20 protein-coding genes are annotated in these 20,484 nt (G+C 60.7%); 8 read left to right on the top strand and 12 right to left on the bottom strand.

Annotated elements, in window-relative coordinates:
- The first annotated feature begins 42 nt into the window (after positions 1-42).
- The 3 genes from AD668_RS18600 (at position 43) to AD668_RS18590 (ending at position 3,023) form a co-directional block, all read left to right on the top strand.
- On the top strand, positions 43-1,296 hold the full coding sequence (locus AD668_RS18600) for an NTP/NDP exchange transporter (protein ID WP_053161078.1): 1,254 nt from the start codon (positions 43-45) through the stop codon (positions 1,294-1,296).
- 21 nt (positions 1,297-1,317) lie between these two features.
- On the top strand, positions 1,318-2,262 hold the full coding sequence (locus AD668_RS18595; RefSeq protein ID WP_172681837.1) for an aldo/keto reductase: 945 nt from the start codon (positions 1,318-1,320) through the stop codon (positions 2,260-2,262).
- A 107-nt stretch (positions 2,263-2,369) separates the two neighbouring features.
- Positions 2,370-3,023 (top strand): peroxiredoxin, encoded by a 654-nt coding sequence (locus AD668_RS18590; protein WP_053161076.1) that lies wholly within the window; start codon positions 2,370-2,372, stop codon positions 3,021-3,023.
- A gap of 128 nt (positions 3,024-3,151) precedes the next feature.
- Here AD668_RS18590 and yghX read toward each other — a convergent pair whose 3' ends face one another.
- From yghX to AD668_RS18560, 6 genes are all read right to left on the bottom strand, one after another.
- Positions 3,152-4,039, bottom strand: a complete 888-nt coding sequence (gene yghX, locus AD668_RS18585) for a YghX family hydrolase (protein ID WP_053161075.1) — start codon at positions 4,037-4,039, stop codon at positions 3,152-3,154.
- A 144-nt stretch (positions 4,040-4,183) separates the two neighbouring features.
- Positions 4,184-4,585 (bottom strand): heme-binding protein, encoded by a 402-nt coding sequence (locus tag AD668_RS18580; protein ID WP_053161074.1) that lies wholly within the window; start codon positions 4,583-4,585, stop codon positions 4,184-4,186.
- A gap of 19 nt (positions 4,586-4,604) precedes the next feature.
- Positions 4,605-5,822, bottom strand: coding sequence for a glycolate oxidase subunit GlcF (gene glcF / locus AD668_RS18575; RefSeq protein WP_053161073.1), 1,218 nt, complete (start codon positions 5,820-5,822; stop codon positions 4,605-4,607).
- 3 nt (positions 5,823-5,825) lie between these two features.
- Positions 5,826-6,890 (bottom strand): glycolate oxidase subunit GlcE, encoded by a 1,065-nt coding sequence (gene glcE / locus AD668_RS18570; protein ID WP_053161072.1) that lies wholly within the window; start codon positions 6,888-6,890, stop codon positions 5,826-5,828.
- Positions 6,890-8,389 carry a glycolate oxidase subunit GlcD gene (glcD, locus tag AD668_RS18565; RefSeq protein ID WP_053161071.1) on the bottom strand — a complete coding sequence of 500 codons (1,500 nt, stop codon included), beginning with the start codon at positions 8,387-8,389 and terminating at the stop codon, positions 6,890-6,892. The genes glcE and glcD overlap by 1 nt, the downstream gene beginning before the upstream one ends.
- Before the next feature lie 173 nt (positions 8,390-8,562).
- Complete coding sequence (locus AD668_RS18560; protein WP_053161070.1) at positions 8,563-10,326, bottom strand: L-lactate permease; 1,764 nt, start codon at positions 10,324-10,326, stop codon at positions 8,563-8,565.
- Between the two features lie 179 nt (positions 10,327-10,505).
- On the opposite strand from AD668_RS18560, the gene AD668_RS18555 reads away from it, so the two are divergent.
- The 3 genes from AD668_RS18555 to AD668_RS18545 all read left to right on the top strand — a co-directional run bounded on the left by AD668_RS18555 (position 10,506) and on the right by AD668_RS18545 (position 12,502).
- Positions 10,506-10,742 (top strand): hypothetical protein, encoded by a 237-nt coding sequence (locus AD668_RS18555; RefSeq protein WP_053161068.1) that lies wholly within the window; start codon positions 10,506-10,508, stop codon positions 10,740-10,742.
- A 322-nt stretch (positions 10,743-11,064) separates the two neighbouring features.
- Entirely contained in the window at positions 11,065-12,132 is a 1,068-nt protein-coding gene (locus AD668_RS18550) for a hypothetical protein (protein ID WP_053161066.1), read from the top strand.
- Between the two features lie 16 nt (positions 12,133-12,148).
- Entirely contained in the window at positions 12,149-12,502 is a 354-nt protein-coding gene (locus AD668_RS18545) for a DUF1428 domain-containing protein (RefSeq protein WP_053161063.1), read from the top strand.
- A gap of 14 nt (positions 12,503-12,516) precedes the next feature.
- Here AD668_RS18545 and AD668_RS18540 read toward each other — a convergent pair whose 3' ends face one another.
- Complete coding sequence (locus AD668_RS18540; RefSeq protein WP_053161061.1) at positions 12,517-12,711, bottom strand: hypothetical protein; 195 nt, start codon at positions 12,709-12,711, stop codon at positions 12,517-12,519.
- A 110-nt stretch (positions 12,712-12,821) separates the two neighbouring features.
- Between AD668_RS18540 and thpR the strand changes: the two genes are divergently transcribed.
- The gene (thpR, locus tag AD668_RS18535) at positions 12,822-13,361 is read left to right on the top strand and encodes an RNA 2',3'-cyclic phosphodiesterase (protein WP_053161058.1); all 540 of its coding nucleotides are present in this window, start codon (positions 12,822-12,824) and stop codon (positions 13,359-13,361) included.
- Positions 13,362-13,485: 124 nt separating this feature from the next.
- Here thpR and AD668_RS18530 read toward each other — a convergent pair whose 3' ends face one another.
- The 5 genes from AD668_RS18530 to AD668_RS18510 all read right to left on the bottom strand — a co-directional run bounded on the left by AD668_RS18530 (position 13,486) and on the right by AD668_RS18510 (position 18,769).
- Positions 13,486-14,583 (bottom strand): polyamine ABC transporter substrate-binding protein, encoded by a 1,098-nt coding sequence (locus AD668_RS18530; RefSeq protein ID WP_053161057.1) that lies wholly within the window; start codon positions 14,581-14,583, stop codon positions 13,486-13,488.
- A gap of 141 nt (positions 14,584-14,724) precedes the next feature.
- Positions 14,725-15,609, bottom strand: coding sequence for an ABC transporter permease subunit (locus AD668_RS18525; protein ID WP_053161055.1), 885 nt, complete (start codon positions 15,607-15,609; stop codon positions 14,725-14,727).
- Positions 15,606-16,487, bottom strand: coding sequence for an ABC transporter permease subunit (locus AD668_RS18520; RefSeq protein ID WP_371259823.1), 882 nt, complete (start codon positions 16,485-16,487; stop codon positions 15,606-15,608). The genes AD668_RS18525 and AD668_RS18520 overlap by 4 nt, the downstream gene beginning before the upstream one ends.
- Positions 16,488-16,516: 29 nt before the next feature.
- The gene (gene potA, locus AD668_RS18515; protein ID WP_053161052.1) at positions 16,517-17,659 is read right to left on the bottom strand and encodes a polyamine ABC transporter ATP-binding protein; all 1,143 of its coding nucleotides are present in this window, start codon (positions 17,657-17,659) and stop codon (positions 16,517-16,519) included.
- Positions 17,660-18,007: 348 nt separating this feature from the next.
- Positions 18,008-18,769, bottom strand: a complete 762-nt coding sequence (locus AD668_RS18510) for a gamma-glutamyl-gamma-aminobutyrate hydrolase family protein (RefSeq protein ID WP_053161050.1) — start codon at positions 18,767-18,769, stop codon at positions 18,008-18,010.
- Positions 18,770-19,052: 283 nt separating this feature from the next.
- On the opposite strand from AD668_RS18510, the gene AD668_RS18505 reads away from it, so the two are divergent.
- The gene (locus AD668_RS18505; protein WP_053161048.1) at positions 19,053-20,429 is read left to right on the top strand and encodes a glutamine synthetase family protein; all 1,377 of its coding nucleotides are present in this window, start codon (positions 19,053-19,055) and stop codon (positions 20,427-20,429) included.
- Positions 20,430-20,484 lie beyond the last annotated feature (55 nt).

Here is a 20,484-nt window from a genome sequence, read left to right as displayed (position 1 = left end):
GGGGTGCAGTCGGAGTGTAGCTGGCGGTAAAGGAGGGCATCGATGCCCATCGGTCTGAAGTGGCTCAACGTGTTGCCGTCAGAAAGAGCGGCGCTGGCCCTGGGGTTCGCCTTCCATTTCTGTGTGCTCGCCAGCTATTACCTGGTGCGACCCTTGCGCGATGCCTTGGGTCTGGAAGGAGGCGCCGACAAACTGCAATGGCTGTTCACCGCCACGTTCGTGGTGATGCTGCTGATGGTTCCGGTGTTCGGCGCGCTGGCCTCGCGGCTGCCGGCCACGCGGTTCGTACCGCTGATCTATCGCGTGATTGCGCTGTCGATGCTGGTGTTTGGGCTGTTGATCGCCAATCACATCGCGCCCGTGGCGGTCGGGCGGGTGTTTTTCGTCTGGATCAGTATCTACAACCTGTTCATCGTGTCGATTTTCTGGAGCGTGTTGGTCGATCGTTTTTCCAGTGAGCAAGGTCGGCGCCTGTTTGGGTTTATTGCGGCGGGAGGCACCCTCGGCACGTTTATCGGGCCAATGTTGGCCGCGACCATGGCGACCCGTCTGGGGCCGATTGCCCTGACGTTCACTGCGGCGCTGTTGCTGGAAATCGCCGTGCATTGCTATCGCCGACTGCTCAGGCAAACACAGGCGCATGCGCAAGGCCGATGGGTCGACGATCGGCGCATGGGCGGCAGCATGCTCGCCGGGATCACGCTGATCGTGCGCTCGCCTTACCTGTTGGGGCTGGTGTTGTTCATGCTCTTGCATACCAGTGCCGCAACCTTGTTGTATTTCGAACAGGGAAGAATCGTCGCTGGCAGCTACGCTGATGTGGCAAGCAGGACGCAATTCTTTGCGCTGGTCGACCTGACGGTGTCGGCCCTGACCTTGATTTTTCAGCTGCTGCTCACGGCGCCGCTGATCCGTGCGGTCGGGATGGGCGGGGCACTGGTGGCCTTGCCGCTGGCGACGGTCGTGGCGTTTGCCGCCATGGCACTTGCGCCGGTGCCGGCCACGGTCGCGCTGGCACAAGGACTGCGGCGGGCGGTGGAGTTCGCGATTGTGCGCCCGGCGCGGGAGGTGTTGTGGACGGTGGTCAGCCGCGAGGAGAAATACAAGGCCAAGAACGTGATCGAAACCCTGGTGTATCGCGGTGGCGATGCGGCCAGCGGTTGGTTGTCGGCAGGTTTGACGGCGATGGGCGCAGGTTTTGCCTCGGTGGCACTGTTTATTGTGCCGTTCGCCGGGGCGTGGGGCTGGTTATGTCTGTGGCTGGCGCGGCGACAGGCGCAACAAGTTCAAACCTGATCGACTGGTGAAGGACATTTTATGAGCCATTCTGAGGGTTACACCCGTAGAAAATTTCTTACGCTGGCTGCCGGCGCTTCGGCGGTCTTCACGTTCGGTCCGGTCGGCGCACAATCGGCGCCGCCGACGGGAACAGGAGGCAAGACCATGCAGACCCGCGTCATTCCTTCCAGTAACGAGTCATTGCCGATCGTCGGGCTGGGCACCTATCGCGGCTTTGATGTGGCCCCGTCGGATCCCGCCTACAAAAACCTGCCCGCGGTGCTTGATGCGTTGTTCGAGAAGGGCGGCAAGGTGATCGACAGCTCGCCCATGTACGGCCGCGCCGAACAGACCACCGGTGAGCTGCTGTCGATCCATGAGCCACGCTCGCCGGCTTTTTTGGCGACCAAGGTGTGGACCCGTGGCCGCGAGGAAGGCATCGCGCAGATGGAGCAATCCTTCAGCCTGTTGCAGACCGACCGCATCGACCTGATGCAGATCCATAACCTGCTGGACTGGCAAACCCATTTGCCGATCTTGCGTCACTGGAAGGAACAGGGGCGCATCCGTTATATCGGCATCACCCATTACACCGCGTCGGCCTATGAAGAAGTGGAAGCAGTGCTCAAGGCCGAGCCGCTGGACTTCTTGCAGATCAACTATGCGCTGGACGACCGCGGCGTTGAAAAACGCATCCTGCCGCTGTGCCGTGACCGGGGCGTGGCGGTGATCTGTAACCGACCGTTCGGTGGCGGTGGCTTGATTGGCCGGCTCCAGGGTAAACCGCTGCCCGGCTGGGCCGCACAAGTCGGGGTCAAGAGCTGGCCGCAACTGGCGCTCAAATTCCTGCTGTCCCATTCGGCGGTGACCTGTGTCATTCCCGGTACCGGTAACCCACGCTACATGGCGGAAAACGCCGGTGCCGGTTTCGGCCCGATGCTCACCGATGCCCAGCGCCAGCAGCTGATTGCGTTGGTGAGCTAGTCGGCAACAGGCCGCGAAAGCTCTCCTATACTGTTTCGCGTCCACGTCGCGGCACCGCAAATGCGCTGTCGGTGGCGTCCCTGTCCATCACTGCAAGGAGATCGAACATGGCAATTCGTATTGGCGACGAAGCCCCGGACTTCACCGCCGACACCACCGAAGGCAGCATCAACTTCCACCAATGGATCGGCGACGGCTGGGCGATTCTGTTTTCCCATCCCAAGGATTTCACCCCGGTTTGTACGACTGAGCTGGGATACCTGGCCAAGCTCAAACCGGAGTTCGACAAGCGCAACACCAAGGTTATCGGGCTGAGCATCGACCCGGTCAGCGACCATAACCGCTGGGTAGGTGATATCGCCGAGACCCAGGGCACGGCGGTCAACTATCCGCTGATCGGTGACGAAAACCTGGTGGTCGCCAAGCTCTACGACATGATCCACCCCAACGCCAGCGGCGGTTCGCGCACGGCGGTGGACAACGCCACGGTGCGCTCGGTGTTCATTGTCGGTCCGGACAAGAAGGTCAAGGCGATGCTGATCTACCCCATGAGTGCCGGGCGCAATTTCGATGAGGTGCTGCGGTTGCTCGACTCCCTGCAACTGAATGCCAAACATACCGTGGCGACGCCGGTGAACTGGCGTCCAGGTGAGGATGTGATCATTCCGACTTCGGTGTCTGACGAGGATGCGAAGAAGAAGTACCCGGACGGGTTCAAGACCCTGAAGCCCTATTTGCGGACTGTACCTCAGCCAAAATAGTTTTCGGCAATGTAACCGCCATCGCCAGCAAGCCGGCTCCTACAGGTTTTGTGAACGCCACAAATCCACTGTAGGAGCCGGCTTGCTGGCGATGAGGCCGGCCGGTCCTGTCGGCCTCGAACTTCGATTCAAACCAGGTACTTTTTAAACCACCCCAGCGTGCGCTCCCACGCCAGTTTCGCCGCCGCCTCGTCATAACGCGGCGTGGAATCGTTGTGGAAGCCATGATTGCAGCCAGGGTAAATAAACGCTTCATACGTCTTGCCCCCGGCCTTCAACGCCTTCTCATAGGCCGGCCAGCCTTCGTTGATGCGCGTGTCCAGTTCGCCGTAATGCAGCATCACCGGTGCCTTGATCCGCGGCACCTCTTCGGCCGTCGGCTGGCGGCCATAGAACGAAACGGCGGCACCCAGTTCCGGGTAGGCAACCGCGGCTGCGTTGGTCACACCTCCGCCGTAGCAGAATCCCGTGATGCCGACTTTTCCGGTGGCGGCCGGGTGTTTCATCATCCACTCGACGGCGGCGAAGAAGTCGTTCATGAGTTTTTCCGGGTCGACCGTCGCCTGAAGCTCACGACCCTTGTCATCGTTGCCAGGATAGCCGCCGACGGAACTCAGGCCGTCCGGGGCGAGGGCGATGAAGCCTGCCTTGGCCACGCGCCTGGCGACGTCTTCGATGTACGGGTTGAGCCCGCGGTTTTCATGCACCACCACCACCGCCGGCACTTTGCCGGGGGCCTTGGCCGGGCGTACCAGATAAGCCCGAACCTCGCCATGGCCCTTGGGCGAAGGGTAGGTGACGTACTCGGCAATGATGTCCGGGTCGGTGAACTCGACTTGCTCGGCCAGTGCGTAGTTGGGGCTCAACGACGCCAGCAGGGCACTGGCGGTCAATCCACCGAGGGTGAACAGTGCCGCACGATCAAGAAACTCCCGGCGATTGATCTTGCCATGGGCGTAGTAGTCGTACAGCTCCAGCAATTCGGGGGCGAAGTCTTTGGCGGTGAGACGGGTCATGTTTGGCGTACCTTTCGGGCGGGTTGAGCACAATCCCTGTAGGAGCGAGCTTGCGCGCGATGACGGTGTCACATTCAATATTCATGTGTCTGACACACCGCTATCGCGAGCAAGCTCGCTCCTACAGGGTCGGTTGCGAATCCATTATTTCACGCACTGCGCACCGGCCTTCGCCACCTGCGCATCCTGCTCGGCCTTGACGCCGGACACGCCGACCGCGCCAATCACCTGGCCTTCGAAAACAATCGGCACGCCGCCCTCCAGCGAAGTCAGCAGCGGCGCTGACAGGAACGCGTAGCGCCCACCGTTGACCATGTCCTCGTAGCTTTTGGATTCGCGTCGTCCCAAGGCCGCCGTGCGGGCCTTTTCGGTGGCGATGTAGGCGCTGCCGGGCGCGCAGCCGTCGAGGCGTTCGAGGGCGAGCGGGTGTCCGCCGTCATCGACCACCACGATGGTCACCGCCCATTGATTGTTTTGCGCTTGTGTCCGGGCGGCAGCGAGGATCTGGCTGACTTCGGTCTGGCTGAGGACAGCTTTACGGTTCATGGATATCTCCAGGGTTCGGTTAGGGCAAGGCGGCTTCGACCAGTTCGATCCAATGCCGAACCGGGGTTCGGCCAGCGCCGTCCAAGTGTGACTGACAGCCGATATTGGCCGTGGCAATGACCTCGGGGTAGCCACTTTCCAGCGCATTGAGCTTGTTGTCGCGCAGTTGCCGGGACAACGCCGGCTGGGTCAGCGAATAGGTGCCCGCCGAACCGCAGCAGAGGTGGCCGTCGGGAACGCTGGTCAGGTTGAAGCCCAACCGGATCAACAACGCCTCCACGGCACCACCGAGTTTCTGCGCGTGTTGCAAGGTGCAAGGGCAGTGGAACGCCAGGCGTTGAGACGCGTGGATGCCGAGGTTTTCCAGTGGTTCATCACGCAGCACTTCCACCAGGTCCCGGGCCAGCGCGCTGACCTTTCTGGCCTTGTCCGCATAGATCGGATCGCTGGCGAGAAGATGTCCGTAATCCTTGATAAAGGCGCCGCAACCGCTGGCAGTTTGCACAATCGCCTCGGCGCCGTTTTCAATGCCCGGCCACCAGGCGTCGATGTTGCGCCGGGCACGGTCCAGGCCTGAGGCCTGCGCATCGAGGTGATAGTCCACGGCGCCGCAGCATCCGGCCTCGCGGCTACCGATGACGCTGATCCCCAATCGATCCAGGACACGCGCCGCTGCGGCGTTGGTGTTGGGCGACAGGCTGGGCTGCACGCAACCTTCGAGCATCAACACCTGGCGGTCGCGATGGGTCTGCGGGCGCGGCTTGGCGGGCGTCGCATGACGCGGCAATTTGCTTTGCAGGGCATCGGGAAGCAGCGCCCGGAATACCTGCCCGCTGTTGACCAGCCCCTTGAACAACTCCGGATGAGGAACGGTCTGGCGCAAGCCCTCGCGCAACAGGCGCTGACCGAGCGGTCGCGGCACCGCCGCATCGACCACGGCCCGGCCGATATCCAGCAGGTTGTGGTAATCCACGCCCGACGGGCAGGTGGTTTCGCAGTTGCGGCACGATAGGCAGCGATCAAGGTGTAGTTGAGTCTTTTGCGTAACTTCGTTGCCTTCCAGCACCTGCTTGATCAGGTAGATCCGCCCACGCGGCCCGTCCAGTTCATCGCCGAGCAACTGATAGGTCGGGCACGTGGCATTGCAGAACCCGCAGTGCACGCAGGTGCGCAGGATGCTTTCGGCTTCTGCGGCACGGGGCAGGTGGCGGGCGCGTTCGCTCAATGTCGTCTGCATGGTTCAAAGCTCCGCGTACAAGCGTCCGGGATTGAAAATGCCCTGGGGGTCGAGTTGTTGTTTCAGGCTGCGGTGGTAGCGCATCAGTGCCGCGGGCAACGGCTGGAAGGGAGAATCGGTCAGACCATGGCTGAAGCCGGTGACATGGCCGCCAACCTCTTCGACGACCTTGCGAATGAACGTCACTTCGGCGTCGGATTTCAACCAGCGCTGCGCGCCGCCCCAGTCGATCAACTGGCGACCGGGCAGCGACAGGCGCGGTGAGTTGTGCGGCACGGACAAACGCCAAAGCGGCTGGTCCTCATCGAAGAAGCTCAAGCGATGTTCGTTGAGATCGTCCCAAAACATGCCGTCCAGACGCTCACCGCCCAGGCGGTCATGGGCCGCCGCCACCGAACCTTCGCCGCCTTCAAAGCGCAGGTGCAAGCGTTTGCCATCATGGCACGCCGCGCTGATCGGCAACGGTTGCTGACCCCATTGCGCCAAACGGCGCAGCGCGAGTTCGCTGTCCATGTCGAGGCTGATGCTCAAGGTCTGCCGAGGTTTGGGCAGTACCTTCAAAGAGACCTCGGTGATCACTCCGAGGCAGCCGAAACTGCCGGCCATCAAGCGTGACAGGTCGTAGCCGGCGACGTTTTTCATGACTTCGCCGCCGAATCGTAACAACTTGCCCTGACCGGTGATGACCCGGGTGCCAAGGACGAAGTCGCGTACCGAACCTGACCACGGGCGCCGAGGCCCCGACAGTCCGCAGGCGATCATGCCGCCGAGGGTGGCGCTCTCGCCGAAGGACGGCGGTTCACAGGGCAGCATCTGTTGCGCGGCGTCCAGCACCTCAGCCAGTTCCGACAACAGCGTGCCGCAGCGGGCGGTGATCACCAGTTCGGTCGGGTCGTAGCTGACGATGCCCCGGTGCGAACGGGTATCGAGGATCTCGCCGGCCGTGGTGCGCCCGAGAAAGCCCTTGCTGTTGGAGCCCTGGATGCGCAGGGGCGTGGCGTTTTCCAGGGCCAGATTGACCTGTTCCAGCAGCAGGGCGCTGTCATCGAAATCCTCAGTGCTGCGCATCAGAAACGCTCCAGCTCAGGGAAGGGCAACTGACCGCCGTGCACGTGCAATGCGCCAAACTCGGCGCAGCGGTGCAGGGTCGGGATGTTCTTGCCGGGGTTGAGCAAACCGCCCGGATCGAAGGCGGCTTTGACCGCATGGAACACCGTCAGCTCGTCGCTGTTGAACTGCGCGCACATTTGATTGATTTTCTCGCGTCCCACGCCGTGCTCACCGGTGATGCTGCCACCGACCTTTACGCACAACTCCAGAATCTTGCCGCCCAGGTTTTCGGCGCGTTCCAGTTCGCCCGGTTGATTGGCATCGAACAGAATCAAGGGGTGCATGTTGCCGTCGCCGGCATGGAACACGTTGGCCACACGCAGGCCGTACTCGTTCGACAGTTCGGCGATGGCGTGCAGCACGCCGGGCAGCTCGCGGCGGGGGATGGTGCCGTCCATGCAGTAATAGTCCGGCGAGAGGCGGCCAACGGCCGGGAAGGCATTTTTGCGTCCGGCCCAGAACCGCACGCGCTCGGCTTCATCCCTGGCCTGGCGCAACTCGGTCGCGCCCGCCCGTAGCAGCACCTCGCGCACCCGGTCGCAGTCATCCGCGACATCGGCTTCAACGCCGTCAAGTTCGCAGAGCAGAATGGCTTCGGCGTCGACCGGATAACCGGCATGGATGAAATCTTCGGCGGCGCGGATGGCCAGGTTGTCCATCATTTCAAGGCCTCCGGGGATGATTCCGGCGGCAATGATGTCGCCGACGGCGCGTCCGGCCTTTTCCACGGAGTCGAATGCCGCCAGCAGCACTTTGGCGGTCTGCGGTTTGGGCAAGAGCTTGACCGTGACTTCGGTGATCACCCCGAGCATGCCTTCGGAACCGGTGAACAACGCGAGCAGGTCGAACCCAGGTGAGTCCAGGGCATTGGAGCCCAGGCTCAAGTGCTCGCCCTCCACGGTGAGAATGTCGACCTTCAATACGTTGTGCACGGTCAGGCCGTACTTCAGGCAATGCACGCCACCGGCGTTTTCCGCGACGTTGCCGCCGATGGAACAGGCGATCTGCGATGAAGGGTCCGGCGCGTAATACAGGCCGAACGGCGCGGCGGCCTGGGAAATCGCCAGGTTACGCACGCCCGGCTGGACTCGCGCGGTGCGGGCCGCGGGATCGATGTGAAGGATGTTGTTGAAGCGCGCCATCACCAGCAACACGCCTTTTTCCAGCGGCAATGCACCGCCGGACAAGCCGGTGCCGGCACCCCGGGCGACCACCGGCACGCGCATTTCGTGACAGATACGCAGCACGCCCTGCACCTGGGCAATGTCCCGTGGCAGCACCACCAGCATCGGCGTGGTGCGGTAAGCGGACAGACCGTCGCATTCGTACGGCTTGAGCTCTTCCTTCTGGTGCAGGACTTCCAGTTCCGGCCACTGCGTGTGCAAGGCCAGCAGCAGCGTGGTTTTGTCGACGTCCGGCAAGGCGCCGTCAACCCGTTCATCGTAGAGAATGTTCATCGCTTCACGACACTCGCAGATGCCACTGACGTTAATGATTGGCCCGGAACGGTCCGCTGTCCATGGCTCGTTTGATCGTTGGATACGTCTGATCGCTAATTAACTCTGTGCAAAAAGCACCGACGCCCGGGCAGTGAGCCCGGGCGTGGAAAAGGGTGTACACAAAGAGCGACTCAATGCCCGCCCACCACCATATTGCTGAACGGCGCGACGTAGGCCTGCAATGTCACCAACCCGCCGACCAGGATCGCCAGCACGATGGAGTGGAAGAACACATAACGCAGGATTTCCCCTTCATGCCCGTACCAGCGGGTGGCGGTGGAGGCAACCACGATCGACTGGGCGTCGACCATCTTGCCCATGACCCCGCCGGAACTGTTGGCTGCGGCCATCAATACCGGACTGAGGCCCAACTGCTCGGCGGTGACCCGCTGCAAACCGCCAAACAACACGTTGGAGGCGGTGTCCGAGCCCGTCAGCGCCACGCCAAGCCAGCCCAGTAACGTCCCGAACATGGGGTAGAAAATCCCCGTCGCGGCGAAGGCCAGGCCCATCGTGGCGTCCAGCCCGGAGTAACGCGTGAGGAAGCCGAGGGCGAGCATCGCGGTGATGGTGATCAATGAGTAGCGCACCACCCACAGGGTTCGCAGGTATTGGTGGATCAGTTGTGGGATGGAGTAACCCATCAACAGACCACCGACGATCGCGGCCAGCAGGATGCCGCTGCCGGTCGCGGTGAACCAGGTGAACTTGTACACCGCTTCTTCGACTTTCGGCGCAGGCACCACCGGCGGTACTTTCTCGATCTGCTGGTGGATGGTGGTGAACGTCAGGACCGGAGCGAACACAGGGTTGGCTTCGCGCAGCGGTTTGCCCTGAGGGTCGAGCCTGGCTGCGCTCGTGGCCGGATCAATCGCCGGGCGGGTGTCGAACAGATTCTTGAAGCTTTGGGTGCCCCAGGCGAAGACGAACACCGTGAGGATGATCCACGGCAACCATGCACGTCTGACGGCTTTTTTCGAGTCGCTGGAAAACGCGGCGGTCGGCTCGGATGTGTTTTCATATTCGGCATCGATTTTCGAGTCGTCGACCCGGCCGGTCAGGGCGGCGGAGGTGTGTACGGTGGCCGGTTTCCAGACTTTCAGGAAACCGGTCAGGCAGGCCATGGAAATCAGCGCGGCAATCACGTCCACCAGCATCGGCCCGTGATAGTTGGACACGAGGAACTGCGGAATGGCAAAGCTGACGCCCGCCACCAGGATCGCCGGCCAGATTTCCAGCATCTTGCGCCAGCCAGCGAAGGCCCAGATCAACCAGAACGGTACGATCACCGAGAAAAATGGCAGTTGCCGACCGACCATCATCGACAATTCCATCTCATCCAGCCCAGTGACCTTGGCCAACGTAATGATCGGTGTACCCAGGGCGCCGAACGCCACTGGCGCAGTGTTGGCGATCAACGCCAGGCCCGAGGCGGCCAACGGCGAGAAACCCAGGCCGATCAGAATTGCCCCTGTCACCGCCACGGGCGTACCGAAGCCCGCCGCGCCTTCGAAAAAGGCACCGAAGCAGAAGGCGATCAGCAGCAATTGCAGGCGCCGATCGTCGGTGATGCGCGCCAGGGAATCCTGCAGCACTTTGAACGAGCCGTTCTCGGTGGTCAGCCGGTGCAGGAAGATGATGTTCAACACAATCCAGCCAATCGGCAGCAAACCGTTGGCAGCGCCGTACAGCGCCGCCGAGCCCGCCATGCTCGCCGGCATGCCGAACGCAAAGATCGCGATGATCAATGCCGAGCCCAGTGCGAGCAACGCCGCCAGGTGTGCCTTGACGTGGAAGAACGCCAACGACGCCAGCATCACCACCACCGGCACGGCGGCCATGAGGGTTGAAAGGACCGGGCTATTGAACGGATCGTAGATTTGCTGCCAAACCATGTTCCACCTCTGCTTTTTATTGTTGGACGTGCAGACCCCGGGGGGGCGGTGGCTTGTAGTATAGGTGGCATTACGCCGCTGTCAGGTAAGGCCTCTGGTCTCGACAAACAGCGCTTTTCGACAGGCTGAACTAGCATGGCCAGTAGGGTTTTGAAACCAGCCTGGGGAGGAACGCAGCCATGACCGAGCGCCATGTGGAACACAAGGAAACGCTGTCGAACGGATGCAGTATCAAAGTCAAAGCCGAGATCCTGAAGGACGGCTCGCTGGGAATGTTCATCGGTGTTTACCGGCCGGACGGCACGGTCATCGATGAGAACCACGATCCGAGACCCCACATGCTGGACATGGAAGCTGCGATGGATTGGGGCATCGACATCGCCAAGGGCATCGGCAACAGCCAGCGAACGCTGTGACATGCGGGGCAGGTTTTTAACCGGGTCCGACACCATTGCCGAATGTGCGGTTTCCCACCGACTGGCAAAAAACTCACTAACGACCGCGAGCTCTTTGATGAGTCAGGCGACTGATCGACCCGCCACCGACGTACGGGCGAGAGAATAGGCTCGCGCAGTGGTCACACCTATTGAATCAGCCCGATACCTTGTAAGAGCCGGACTTGCCCGCAAAGGCAACCAGTTTGCCGAGGAGTGGGCAAACGCTGCCACCTATACTCAGATCAGGGCCTTTTTGCGCGTCGAGCATATCGTTCGGCGCAGACTTTAGAGAATCGCGATCTTGGACCTGCGTTCGCTGATCGTCGTCATGCTACTGGTGTTGGCGGGTTGCGCCACGCCTGAGCGCGCCCCTGTACAACAAGCGGCCCCCGTCTTCGTTTCCCCCGATACCTGGCAACAAGTGGATCGAGAAATTGTCGATGCGTCAAAATCCGCGACCGAGCAGACCAAAATCTATGCGCACGGTGCCATGGATTACTGGCGCACACGGGTTTATCAACTGACCGAAGAGAATTTCATCCCCTGGTTCAGCAGTTACTGGACCCAGGAATGGATCTCGATGAAAGTCAGCTGGTACACCCTCAGTTCCGAGGGGGAGCAGGATGCGTCCGCCAAACGGCTGGCGGCCTATCTGCTGGAGGCGTATCAGGAAAAGGTACTGGCCCCGGTGGCGCAGGAGATTGATCCCGATGCGATCCTGGGCAATGCCTCGGCGTTCTATGTGGACATTCTCAAGGAAGAACTTCAGAAAATTTCCAAGCGCCACGGCGTGCCGATGGCCCAACTGAACGGCCGAATCCAGAAAGTCCCCGCCATAGCGCTCGGGCCACCGGCGGCGCGCAATGCCTCGCTGTACCAGGTGATGCGCACCGAGCCATTGAATACGTTGCCGGCGTACGCGGCGTTGATCGATAAAATCCATAAGGCCGGGGGGAGCAAGGGCGTCGACTCGACCGATACTGCGATGGCTCCGGTCGCCAAGCGCGCCAGCCAGCAGATAGAGGCCGAGATGGCCCCGCGTGGGGCCGCCAGCGCCGTGGCCGCAGCCGCAGGGAAACTCGCCGGTGGCTTGATCACCGTTGGCGTGGCGGGCATTCGCGCAATCATTCGAGCCAACGACCGACCCGACAGCGAGGCGCTGATCCGCAGCAGTCTGGGCAACACCTTCGACAAGGCCTGGACGAAACTGGTGCAGAACCCGACCAGCGGTGTGATGGCCGGCACGTTGTATATGGCGGGGCAGATCGAAGGCAACCTGGCGGTCACTGATCAACCGCCGGTCGGCTTGAGTGCCGGCGCTGTCGATTGGAGTCCGGTGCCATCGACTACCCAACAGAACACCCCATGACCGAAGGAGAACACTCATGTCTTACGTTGATGGATTCATCGCGGCGGTACCCACCGCCAATCGCGCGCAATACCTGAAGCACGCCGAAATCGCCGCGCAGATCTTCAAGGAAAACGGTGCACTGGAAGTGGTCGAGTGCTGGGGCGATGATGTGCCGCAAGGCAAGGTCACCTCGTTCCCGCTGGCGGTCAAACTCAAGGAAGACGAAACCGTGGCGATAGGCTGGATCATCTGGCCGGACAAGGAGACCCGTAACGCCGCAATGGACAAGATGATGCAGGACCCGCGCATGCAGCCGGACGTCAATCCCATGCCGTTTGACGGTCAGCGCATGGTGTTCGGCGGGTTTGAAATACTCCTCAAGGCCTGACGCCAGCCACAGGGTCACTCCGCTGTCGGGGTGATCCTGCAACTTTTACGCTGGCGGATTTCTTCGTCCGTCGGACGCTCGCGAATGAATTCGAAACGTGGCTCACCTTCGCTGTAATGCACCAGCCAGCCCCATTCCAGCGTGAGCTCGTCCTGTCCGGGCGTGGGTGGCATGGCCCACCATGGCTCTTTGCTGATGATCTGTCGCATGGCCCCCTCCGCGTGATTCGCCTGCTTGAACTATAACGTGCATGCCGCAAGGTGCCAGAAACCCGCTGGCCGGATGTAGACTCCAAAGATTCCCGCAAGAGAAGCCCGGCATGAATGACGAATCGCGCGAACCGTTCAAGCGGCTGTTCTTTGCCCTCGATTGCCCGCCGGCGCAGCGCAAGGCAATCGCCCAATGGCGCAGCGCCCTGCAACTGCGCAGCGGAAGACCGGTGCCTGCGGACAATTTTCACCTGACATTGAAGTTTCTCGGTTCGATCGCCACCGCGCAGATCGCGGATATCTGCGAGGCTGCGGCGGCGGTACGCACCTCGACCGGTCGCTTGACCGTGACGCTTGATCGACTGGATGTCTGGCGCAGGGCAGGGGCGCTGGTAATGGTGCCGGAACAGACCCCACCGGGTTTGTTGCGTCTGGTGTATGACCTTGAGCAGGCGTTGTTGCCGTTTGCCCTGGAGGATGCGCCACGGGAATACCGTCCGCATCTGACGCTGGCCCGTGACTTTCGTGCGGCTGTTCCCGAGTCCACCTCGGCGCCGGAATTCTTCCTGCGTGCCGATCGGTTCACCTTGTTCGAATCGCACAAGGGACGCTACCGGGCACTGGCCGAGTGGCCGCTGGGTTCGGTGTGATCCAAAGCAAAAAAAGGCGCCCGAGGGCGCCGAAATCCACCTTGACCGAGGGAGCCAGGTGAGTGATGCAGCGGTGGTAAGGCGCTGCATGAATGTGCTCTGGCAGCTCCTACGCAAACGGTGGTTATTTACCCAACTTTACCTTGGTCCAACCGCGGGTCATGACCCGCTGCACGCCAATCGGCATGTCCGGAATTGCATACAGCGTCGCCATCACGTCCTGGGACGGGTACGAACCGGGATCGTTGCGGATCGCTTCATCCACCAGCGGCGTGGCCGCCAGGTTGGCGTTGCTGTAGCCGATGTTGTTGGTGATCTCGGCGATGATGTCGGGGCGCATCAGGAAGTTCATGAACAGGTACGCTTCCTCGACGTTCGCCGCGTCACGCGGGATGGCGACCATGTCGTAGAAGCTGCCGGCGCCTTCCTTCGGAATGCTGTAGTCGATCTTCACTTTGTCGCCGGCTTCCTCGGCGCGGGCCTTGGCTTGCAGCACATCGCCGGAGTAACCGACGGCGACGCAGATATTGCCGTTGGCCAGGTCGGAGATGTACTTGGACGAGTGGAAGTAGGCCACCGACGGACGGATCTTCATGAACAGCGCTTCGGCTTCGGCGATGTGCGCCTTGTCCTGATCGTTCACCGGGTAGCCCAGGTAGTGCAGGGCGGCCGGGATCATTTCGGTGGGCGAATCGAGGAAACTGATGCCGCAGGCTTTGAGCTTTTCAGCGTTTTGTGGTTTGAACAGCAAGTCCCAGGAGTTGGTCGGTGCGTTGGCGCCGAGCACTTCCTTGACCTTTTGCGGGTTGAATCCGATGCCGATCGAGCCCCACATGTACGGGAACGCATGGGCGTTGTCCGGGTCGCTGGCGGACGCGTTTTTCAGCAGGACCGGATTGAGGTTTTTCCAGTTCGGCAGCTTTGACTTGTCCAGTTCCTGATAGACGCCGGCCTTGACCTGCTTGGCCAGGAAACTGTTGGACGGCACGACGATGTCATAGCCGGATTTGCCTGCCAGCAGGCGGGCTTCAAGGGTTTCGTTACTGTCGAACACATCGTAGGTCACGCGGATGCCGGTCTCGTCTTCGAACTTCTTGACGGTGTCCGGGGCAATGTAATCCGACCAGTTGTAGACGCGCAGAACCTTGTCATTGGCCTGGGCGCCGGAGGCAATCACGCCCAATAAGGACAGTGTCAGCAGAGTCCTGCCAAACATTTTCATCGGTACAACTCCATTTCTTTTTATATAAATCACAAAACCTGTGGCGAGGGAGGGTGCCCATCATCCTGTAGGAGCTGTCGAGTGCAACGAGGCTGCGATCTTTTAAAGGCAAGATCAAAAAATCGCAGCCTGCGGCAGCTCCTACGCGGTGGCCCCTGCCATTTGCTTTTGCGGTTGTTGCCAGGATTCGCTGGCGGTCTGGTCCATCGCTTCCTGGATCGCCCGTTTACGGCTGGCTTCGGCACGGCGGCTGAAGTACCAGACCATGAAGGTCACGATCGACACGGCCAACAGGATCAGGCTGGCCACGGCGTTGATCTCGGGTTTAACACCCAGTCGCACCGCCGAGAACACTTCCATCGGCAAGGTCGTGGAACCCGGACCCGAGACGAAGCTCGCCAGCACCAGGTCATCCAGCGACAGGGCGAACGACATCATGCCGCCGGCCGCCAGTGACGGCGCGATCATCGGAATGGTGATCAGGAAAAACACCTTGAACGGCTTGGCACCGAGGTCCATGGCCGCTTCTTCGATGGACAGGTCCAGCTCGCGAAGGCGGGCGGAGACTACCACCGCCACGTAGGCGGCACAAAACGTGGTGTGCGCGATCCAGATCGTGACGATGCCACGCTCCATCGGCCAGCCGATGAGTTGCGCCATGGCCACGAACAGCAGCAACAGCGACAGACCGGTGATCACTTCAGGCATCACCAGCGGCGCGGTCACCAGGCCACCGAACAGCGTGCGACCCTTGAAGCGGCTGACGCGAGTCAGCACAAGCGCGGCCAAGGTGCCCAACGCCACCGCGGCAATCGCGGTGTAGAAGGCGATTTCCAGCGAGCGCACCACCGAACCCATCAGCTGTGAGTTGTCGAGCAAACCGGCGTACCACTTGAACGACCAGCCGCCCCACACCGTCACCAGTTTCGAGGCGTTGAACGAGTAGATCACCAGAATCAGCATCGGCAGGTAGATAAACGACAGGCCGAAAATCAGCATGAACTTTGAAAATTCGAAGCGTTTCATCCCCGTGCCTCCATCTCTTTGGCCTGGCTGCGGTTGAACAGCAGAATCGGCACAATCAGGATCAACAGCATCACCACCGCCAGGGCAGACGCCACCGGCCAGTCGCGGTTATTGAAGAACTCTTGCCACAGCACTCGGCCGATCATCAGGGTTTCCGGGCCACCCAGCAGTTCCGGAATCACGAACTCGCCGACCACCGGAATGAACACCAGCATGCAACCGGCGATGATGCCGTTCTTGGCCAGCGGCACGGTGATTTTCCAGAAGCTGTTGAAGGTGCTCGAACCCAGGTCCGACGCGGCTTCCAGCAAGCTCTGGTCATGTTTGACCAGGTTGGCGTAGAGCGGCAGGATCATGAACGGCAGATACGCATACACCACGCCGATATACACGGCGGTATTGGTGTTGAGGATCTCGATCGGGTGCGAGGTCAGGCCGGTCCACATCAGGAAGCCGTTGAGCAAACCGTTATTGCTGAGGATGCCCATCCACGCATACACGCGGATCAGGATCGCGGTCCAGGTCGGCATCATGATCAGCAGCATCAGGACGTTTTGCGCTTCCTTGCTCGCCTTGGTAATGGCGTAGGCCATCGGAAAACCGATCACCAGGCACATCAGCGTACTGAACAGCGCGACCTTCAACGAACCGAGATAAGCCGAGAGATACAGCTCATCTTCGCCCAGCAAGGTGTAGTTGCCGATGTTGAGCAGCAGATTGAATTTCTGCTCGGCGAAGGTGTAGATCTCCGAGTAGGGCGGAATGGCCAGTGCGGCTTCCGAGAAGCTGATTTTCATCACCAGGAAGAACGGCAACATGAAGAACAGGCACAGCCATACGAACGGAATGCCGATGACCAGTTTTCGCCCACTGGGCACCAGGCGCAGCAATTGCTGATTGAAGGTTCTCATGCGCGCAGTACCACGCCGCTGTCGTCTTCCCACCATACGTAGACCTGATCGTCCCAGGTCGGACGGGCGCCACGGCGTTCGGCGTTGGCCATGAACGACTGCACGACTTTGCCGCCCGGCAGCTCGACGTAGAACACCGAGTGACCGCCGAGGTAGGCAATGTCATGCACTTTGCCGCTGGACCAGTTGTAACGGGTATCAGGCTTGGTGGTGCTGACCAACAGTTTTTCCGGGCGGATCGCGTAGGTGATCGACTTGTCCTGCACCGATGTGCTGACGCCATGACCCACGTAGATCTTCTGCTCCAGGTCCGGGCTGTGGATGATCGCGTGACCTTCCAGGTCTTCGATCACGGTGCCGTCGAAGGCGTTCACGTTGCCGATGAACTCGCAGACCATGCGGCTGACCGGCGCCTCGTAAATGTCCACCGGACTGCCGATCTGTGCGATCCAGCCCAGGTGCATGATTGCAATGCGCTGGGCCATGGTCATGGCCTCTTCCTGGTCGTGGGTCACCATCACGCAGGTCACGCCGACGCGCTCGATGATTTCGACAAGTTCCAGCTGCATTTGTGAGCGCAGCTTTTTATCCAGTGCACCCATCGGTTCGTCGAGCAACAGCAGCTTTGGACGCTTGGCCAGGGAACGGGCCAGAGCCACGCGCTGACGCTGACCGCCAGACAGTTGATGGGGTTTGCGTTTGGCGTATTGGGTCATGTGCACCAGGCGCAGCATCTCTTCAACGCGGGCGTCGATTTCACTGGCGGGCAAACGGTCCTGCTTGAGGCCGAAGGCGATGTTCTGTGCCACGGTCATGTGCGGGAACAGGGCGTAGGACTGGAACATCATGTTGATCGGACGCTCGTACGGCGGCATGTCTGTGATGTCGACACCGTCGAGCAGAATCCGGCCTTCGGTCGGGCGCTCGAAACCGGCGAGCATGCGCAGCAGGGTCGATTTGCCCGAACCGGAGCCGCCGAGCAGGGCAAAGATTTCGCCCTGATGGATCTCCAGGGACACATCGTCCACCGCCGTGGTCTCGTCGAATTTCTTGGTGACGCGATCGACTTTCACCAACACCTTTTTCGGTGCCTGGTGACCCTCAAGAGCCTTCCTGTAGATGCTGGAGGCGTTTGCCATGTGAAACTCCCAACAGGTTTCAGTCGCCGGGCCAACGCGGCCCTGCTTAATAGTGGATTGCAAACCCGGGGCAGGTCCGCGCATTCCTCTGTAGGAGCGAGCCTGCTCGCGATGGTCGCCAACGATGACGCTGGCAGTCTGAATGCCCGCGGTGTCCGGACATCCATCGCGAGCAGGCTCGCTCCTACAGGGAATTGCGTGTCCCACCTCGGGTTAATTCGGCGCCGCCATCCTGGCTGCCTGGTCGTACTTGTTGTTATCGCAGTGTGTTGCTTGCGCGAGCGAGGCACGCAAAAGCGCCTGCCCGCTCGCACAGGGCAGTTAATCGTTGAACGTGGTTTGAGGCCGTCAGCTCGAGTGGCGCAGTGCCGCCCGTTGCCGACACGCATCGCCGAACGCCTGGAAAATCCTTAAATAAGGAGGGTTGTCCAGCACCTGCCATTCCGGGTGCCATTGCACGCCGAGGGCAAACGCTTTGCTGTGTTCGACGGAGATCGCCTCGATCAAGCCATCGGGGGCGACGGCTTCGGCGCGCAGGCCGGAAGCGAGGCGGTCGATGCCCTGACTGTGAATCGAATTGACCTGGAACACCGTCGGCAGATCCAGCGCTTCGAACACACCGCCGGGCTGCACGTCCACCGCATGGGCGGGAGCGTATTGCACGGCCAGGTCCGGATGGTTGGCTTCGCGATGATCGAGCATGCCAGGAAGCTCATGGACCTTCTGATGCAGGCTGCCACCAAACGCCACGTTCATTTCCTGGAAACCACGGCAGATGCCGAGGACCGGAACGCCGGCAGCGATGGCTGCGCGGATCAGGGGCAGGGTGGTGCGGTCCCGTTGCGGATCATGTTCCGTGCCGGGGGCGCTGGCCGGGCCTTGATAGTGGAAAGGTTCCACGTTCGACGGCGAGCCGGTCAGCAACAGACCGTCGAGCTGCGGCAGCAGGTCCTCGATTTCGATCAGGTCGCCCAAGGAAGGAATAACGACAGGCAGCCCCAGCGCCGCAACGCTGACAGCGCGAACGTACTTGTCGCCGCTGATGTGGTAGGGGTGCAGGCCAATCTGTTTGACGCAGGCTGTAACGCCGATCAATGGCTTGAATGCCATTTTTATCACCTCGAAGTTTCACACTTGAACGAGCTTTTCCGGAGCTTAGCCTTGTTGATTTTAATTAACAACTCTCATGTAAAAAATTCTAAACGCCACACGTCCGATCTTCAGGATCTACGCGTGTTTGAGGGTCTATCTGGCACTCTCGTCCCCCTGAGAGCCCCTAAAATAAACGTCGAAAGGCCAAGTGTTCGCTATTGACTTCACTTTGCCTTTCGGATTGACTGGGCTCGTGAAAGGGCGGTGAACATAATAATTAACAGTAAAAAATAGGTGCATCATGTCGGTCCCTCTGCGTACCGTTCAACTCAACGAAGCAAACGCATTCCTTAAGAAATATCCTGAGGTTTTGTACGTCGACCTTCTGATTGCGGATATGAACGGTGTGGTGCGCGGTAAGCGCATCGAACGCACCAGTCTTCATAAGGTTTACGAGAAAGGCATCAACCTGCCGGCGTCTCTGTTTGCTCTGGACATCAATGGTTCCACGGTGGAAAGCACCGGCCTGGGTCTGGACATCGGCGATGCCGACCGGATCTGCTACCCGATCCCCGGCACCTTGAGCATCGAGCCATGGCAAAAGCGCCCAACCGCGCAACTGCTGATGACCATGCATGAAATCGAAGGTCAGCCATTCTTCGCCGACCCGCGTGAAGTACTGGCCAATATCGTGCGCAAGTTCGACGACCTTGGCCTGACCATCTGCGCCGCGTTCGAGCTGGAGTTCTACCTGATCGACCAGGACAACGTGAACGGTCGCCCGCAATCGCCGCGTTCGCCGGTGTCCGGCAAGCGTCCGATGTCGACCCAGGTGTACCTGATCGACGACCTCGACGAATACGTCGACTGCCTGCAAGACATCCTCGAAGGCGCGAAAGAGCAGGGCATTCCTGCTGACGCCATCGTCAAGGAAAGCGCCCCGGCACAATTCGAAGTCAACCTGCACCACGTGGCCGATCCTATAAAGGCGTGCGACTACGCCGTCCTGCTCAAGCGTCTGGTGAAGAACATCGCCTACGACCACGAAATGGACACCACCTTCATGGCCAAGCCGTATCCGGGCCAGGCGGGTAACGGTCTGCACGTGCACATTTCGATTCTCGACAAAGAAGGCAACAACATCTTTGCCAGCGAGGATCCCGAGCAGAACGCCGCGCTGCGACACGCGATCGGCGGTGTGCTCGAGACCCTGCCGGCGCAGATGGCGTTCCTCTGCCCGAACGTCAACTCGTACCGTCGTTTCGGTGCACAGTTCTACGTGCCGAACTCGCCGAGCTGGGGCATCGACAACCGCACCGTGGCCGTGCGTGTACCGACCGGTTCGCCGGACGCCGTACGCATCGAACACCGCGTGGCCGGCGCCGATGCCAACCCGTACCTGTTGATGGCTTCTGTGTTGGCGGGCGTGCACCACGGCCTGACCAACAAAATCGAGCCGGGCGCTCCGGTTGAAGGCAACAGCTACGAGCAGAATGAACAGAGCCTGCCGAACAACCTGCGCGATGCACTGCGCGAGCTGGACGACAGCGACGTCATGGCCAAATACATCGACCCGATGTACATCGACGTGTTCGTGGCGTGCAAGGAAAGCGAGTTGGCCGAGTTCGAGAATTCCATCTCGGACCTTGAGTACAACTGGTACTTGCACACCGTCTGACGGCGTTGGCGGTGTACACAAATCTCGTGTGCGCCGCCAACCCTGTAGGAGCTGG

This window comes from Pseudomonas sp. P1.8 (genome assembly GCF_001269805.1).
Taxonomy (GTDB): domain Bacteria; phylum Pseudomonadota; class Gammaproteobacteria; order Pseudomonadales; family Pseudomonadaceae; genus Aquipseudomonas.
The sequence above is the reverse complement of the archived record's forward strand: the minus strand, read 5'-3'. Positions and strand labels throughout refer to the sequence as shown.

Excerpts from the sequence above, each read along its gene's own strand:
- AD668_RS18600 (WP_053161078.1), top strand. The coding sequence starts at position 43 with ATGCCCATCGGTCTGAAGTGGCTCAACGTGTTGCCGTCAGAAAGAGCG.
- AD668_RS18595 (WP_172681837.1), top strand. The coding sequence starts at position 1,318 with ATGAGCCATTCTGAGGGTTACACCCGTAGAAAATTTCTTACGCTGGCT.
- AD668_RS18590 (WP_053161076.1), top strand. The coding sequence starts at position 2,370 with ATGGCAATTCGTATTGGCGACGAAGCCCCGGACTTCACCGCCGACACC.
- yghX (WP_053161075.1), bottom strand. The coding sequence starts at position 4,039 with ATGACCCGTCTCACCGCCAAAGACTTCGCCCCCGAATTGCTGGAGCTG.
- AD668_RS18580 (WP_053161074.1), bottom strand. The coding sequence starts at position 4,585 with ATGAACCGTAAAGCTGTCCTCAGCCAGACCGAAGTCAGCCAGATCCTC.
- glcF (WP_053161073.1), bottom strand. The coding sequence starts at position 5,822 with ATGCAGACGACATTGAGCGAACGCGCCCGCCACCTGCCCCGTGCCGCA.
- glcE (WP_053161072.1), bottom strand. The coding sequence starts at position 6,890 with ATGCGCAGCACTGAGGATTTCGATGACAGCGCCCTGCTGCTGGAACAG.
- glcD (WP_053161071.1), bottom strand. The coding sequence starts at position 8,389 with ATGAACATTCTCTACGATGAACGGGTTGACGGCGCCTTGCCGGACGTC.
- AD668_RS18560 (WP_053161070.1), bottom strand. The coding sequence starts at position 10,326 with ATGGTTTGGCAGCAAATCTACGATCCGTTCAATAGCCCGGTCCTTTCA.
- AD668_RS18555 (WP_053161068.1), top strand. The coding sequence starts at position 10,506 with ATGACCGAGCGCCATGTGGAACACAAGGAAACGCTGTCGAACGGATGC.
- AD668_RS18545 (WP_053161063.1), top strand. The coding sequence starts at position 12,149 with ATGTCTTACGTTGATGGATTCATCGCGGCGGTACCCACCGCCAATCGC.
- AD668_RS18540 (WP_053161061.1), bottom strand. The coding sequence starts at position 12,711 with ATGCGACAGATCATCAGCAAAGAGCCATGGTGGGCCATGCCACCCACG.
- thpR (WP_053161058.1), top strand. The coding sequence starts at position 12,822 with ATGAATGACGAATCGCGCGAACCGTTCAAGCGGCTGTTCTTTGCCCTC.
- AD668_RS18530 (WP_053161057.1), bottom strand. The coding sequence starts at position 14,583 with ATGAAAATGTTTGGCAGGACTCTGCTGACACTGTCCTTATTGGGCGTG.
- AD668_RS18525 (WP_053161055.1), bottom strand. The coding sequence starts at position 15,609 with ATGAAACGCTTCGAATTTTCAAAGTTCATGCTGATTTTCGGCCTGTCG.
- potA (WP_053161052.1), bottom strand. The coding sequence starts at position 17,659 with ATGGCAAACGCCTCCAGCATCTACAGGAAGGCTCTTGAGGGTCACCAG.
- AD668_RS18510 (WP_053161050.1), bottom strand. The coding sequence starts at position 18,769 with ATGGCATTCAAGCCATTGATCGGCGTTACAGCCTGCGTCAAACAGATT.
- AD668_RS18505 (WP_053161048.1), top strand. The coding sequence starts at position 19,053 with ATGTCGGTCCCTCTGCGTACCGTTCAACTCAACGAAGCAAACGCATTC.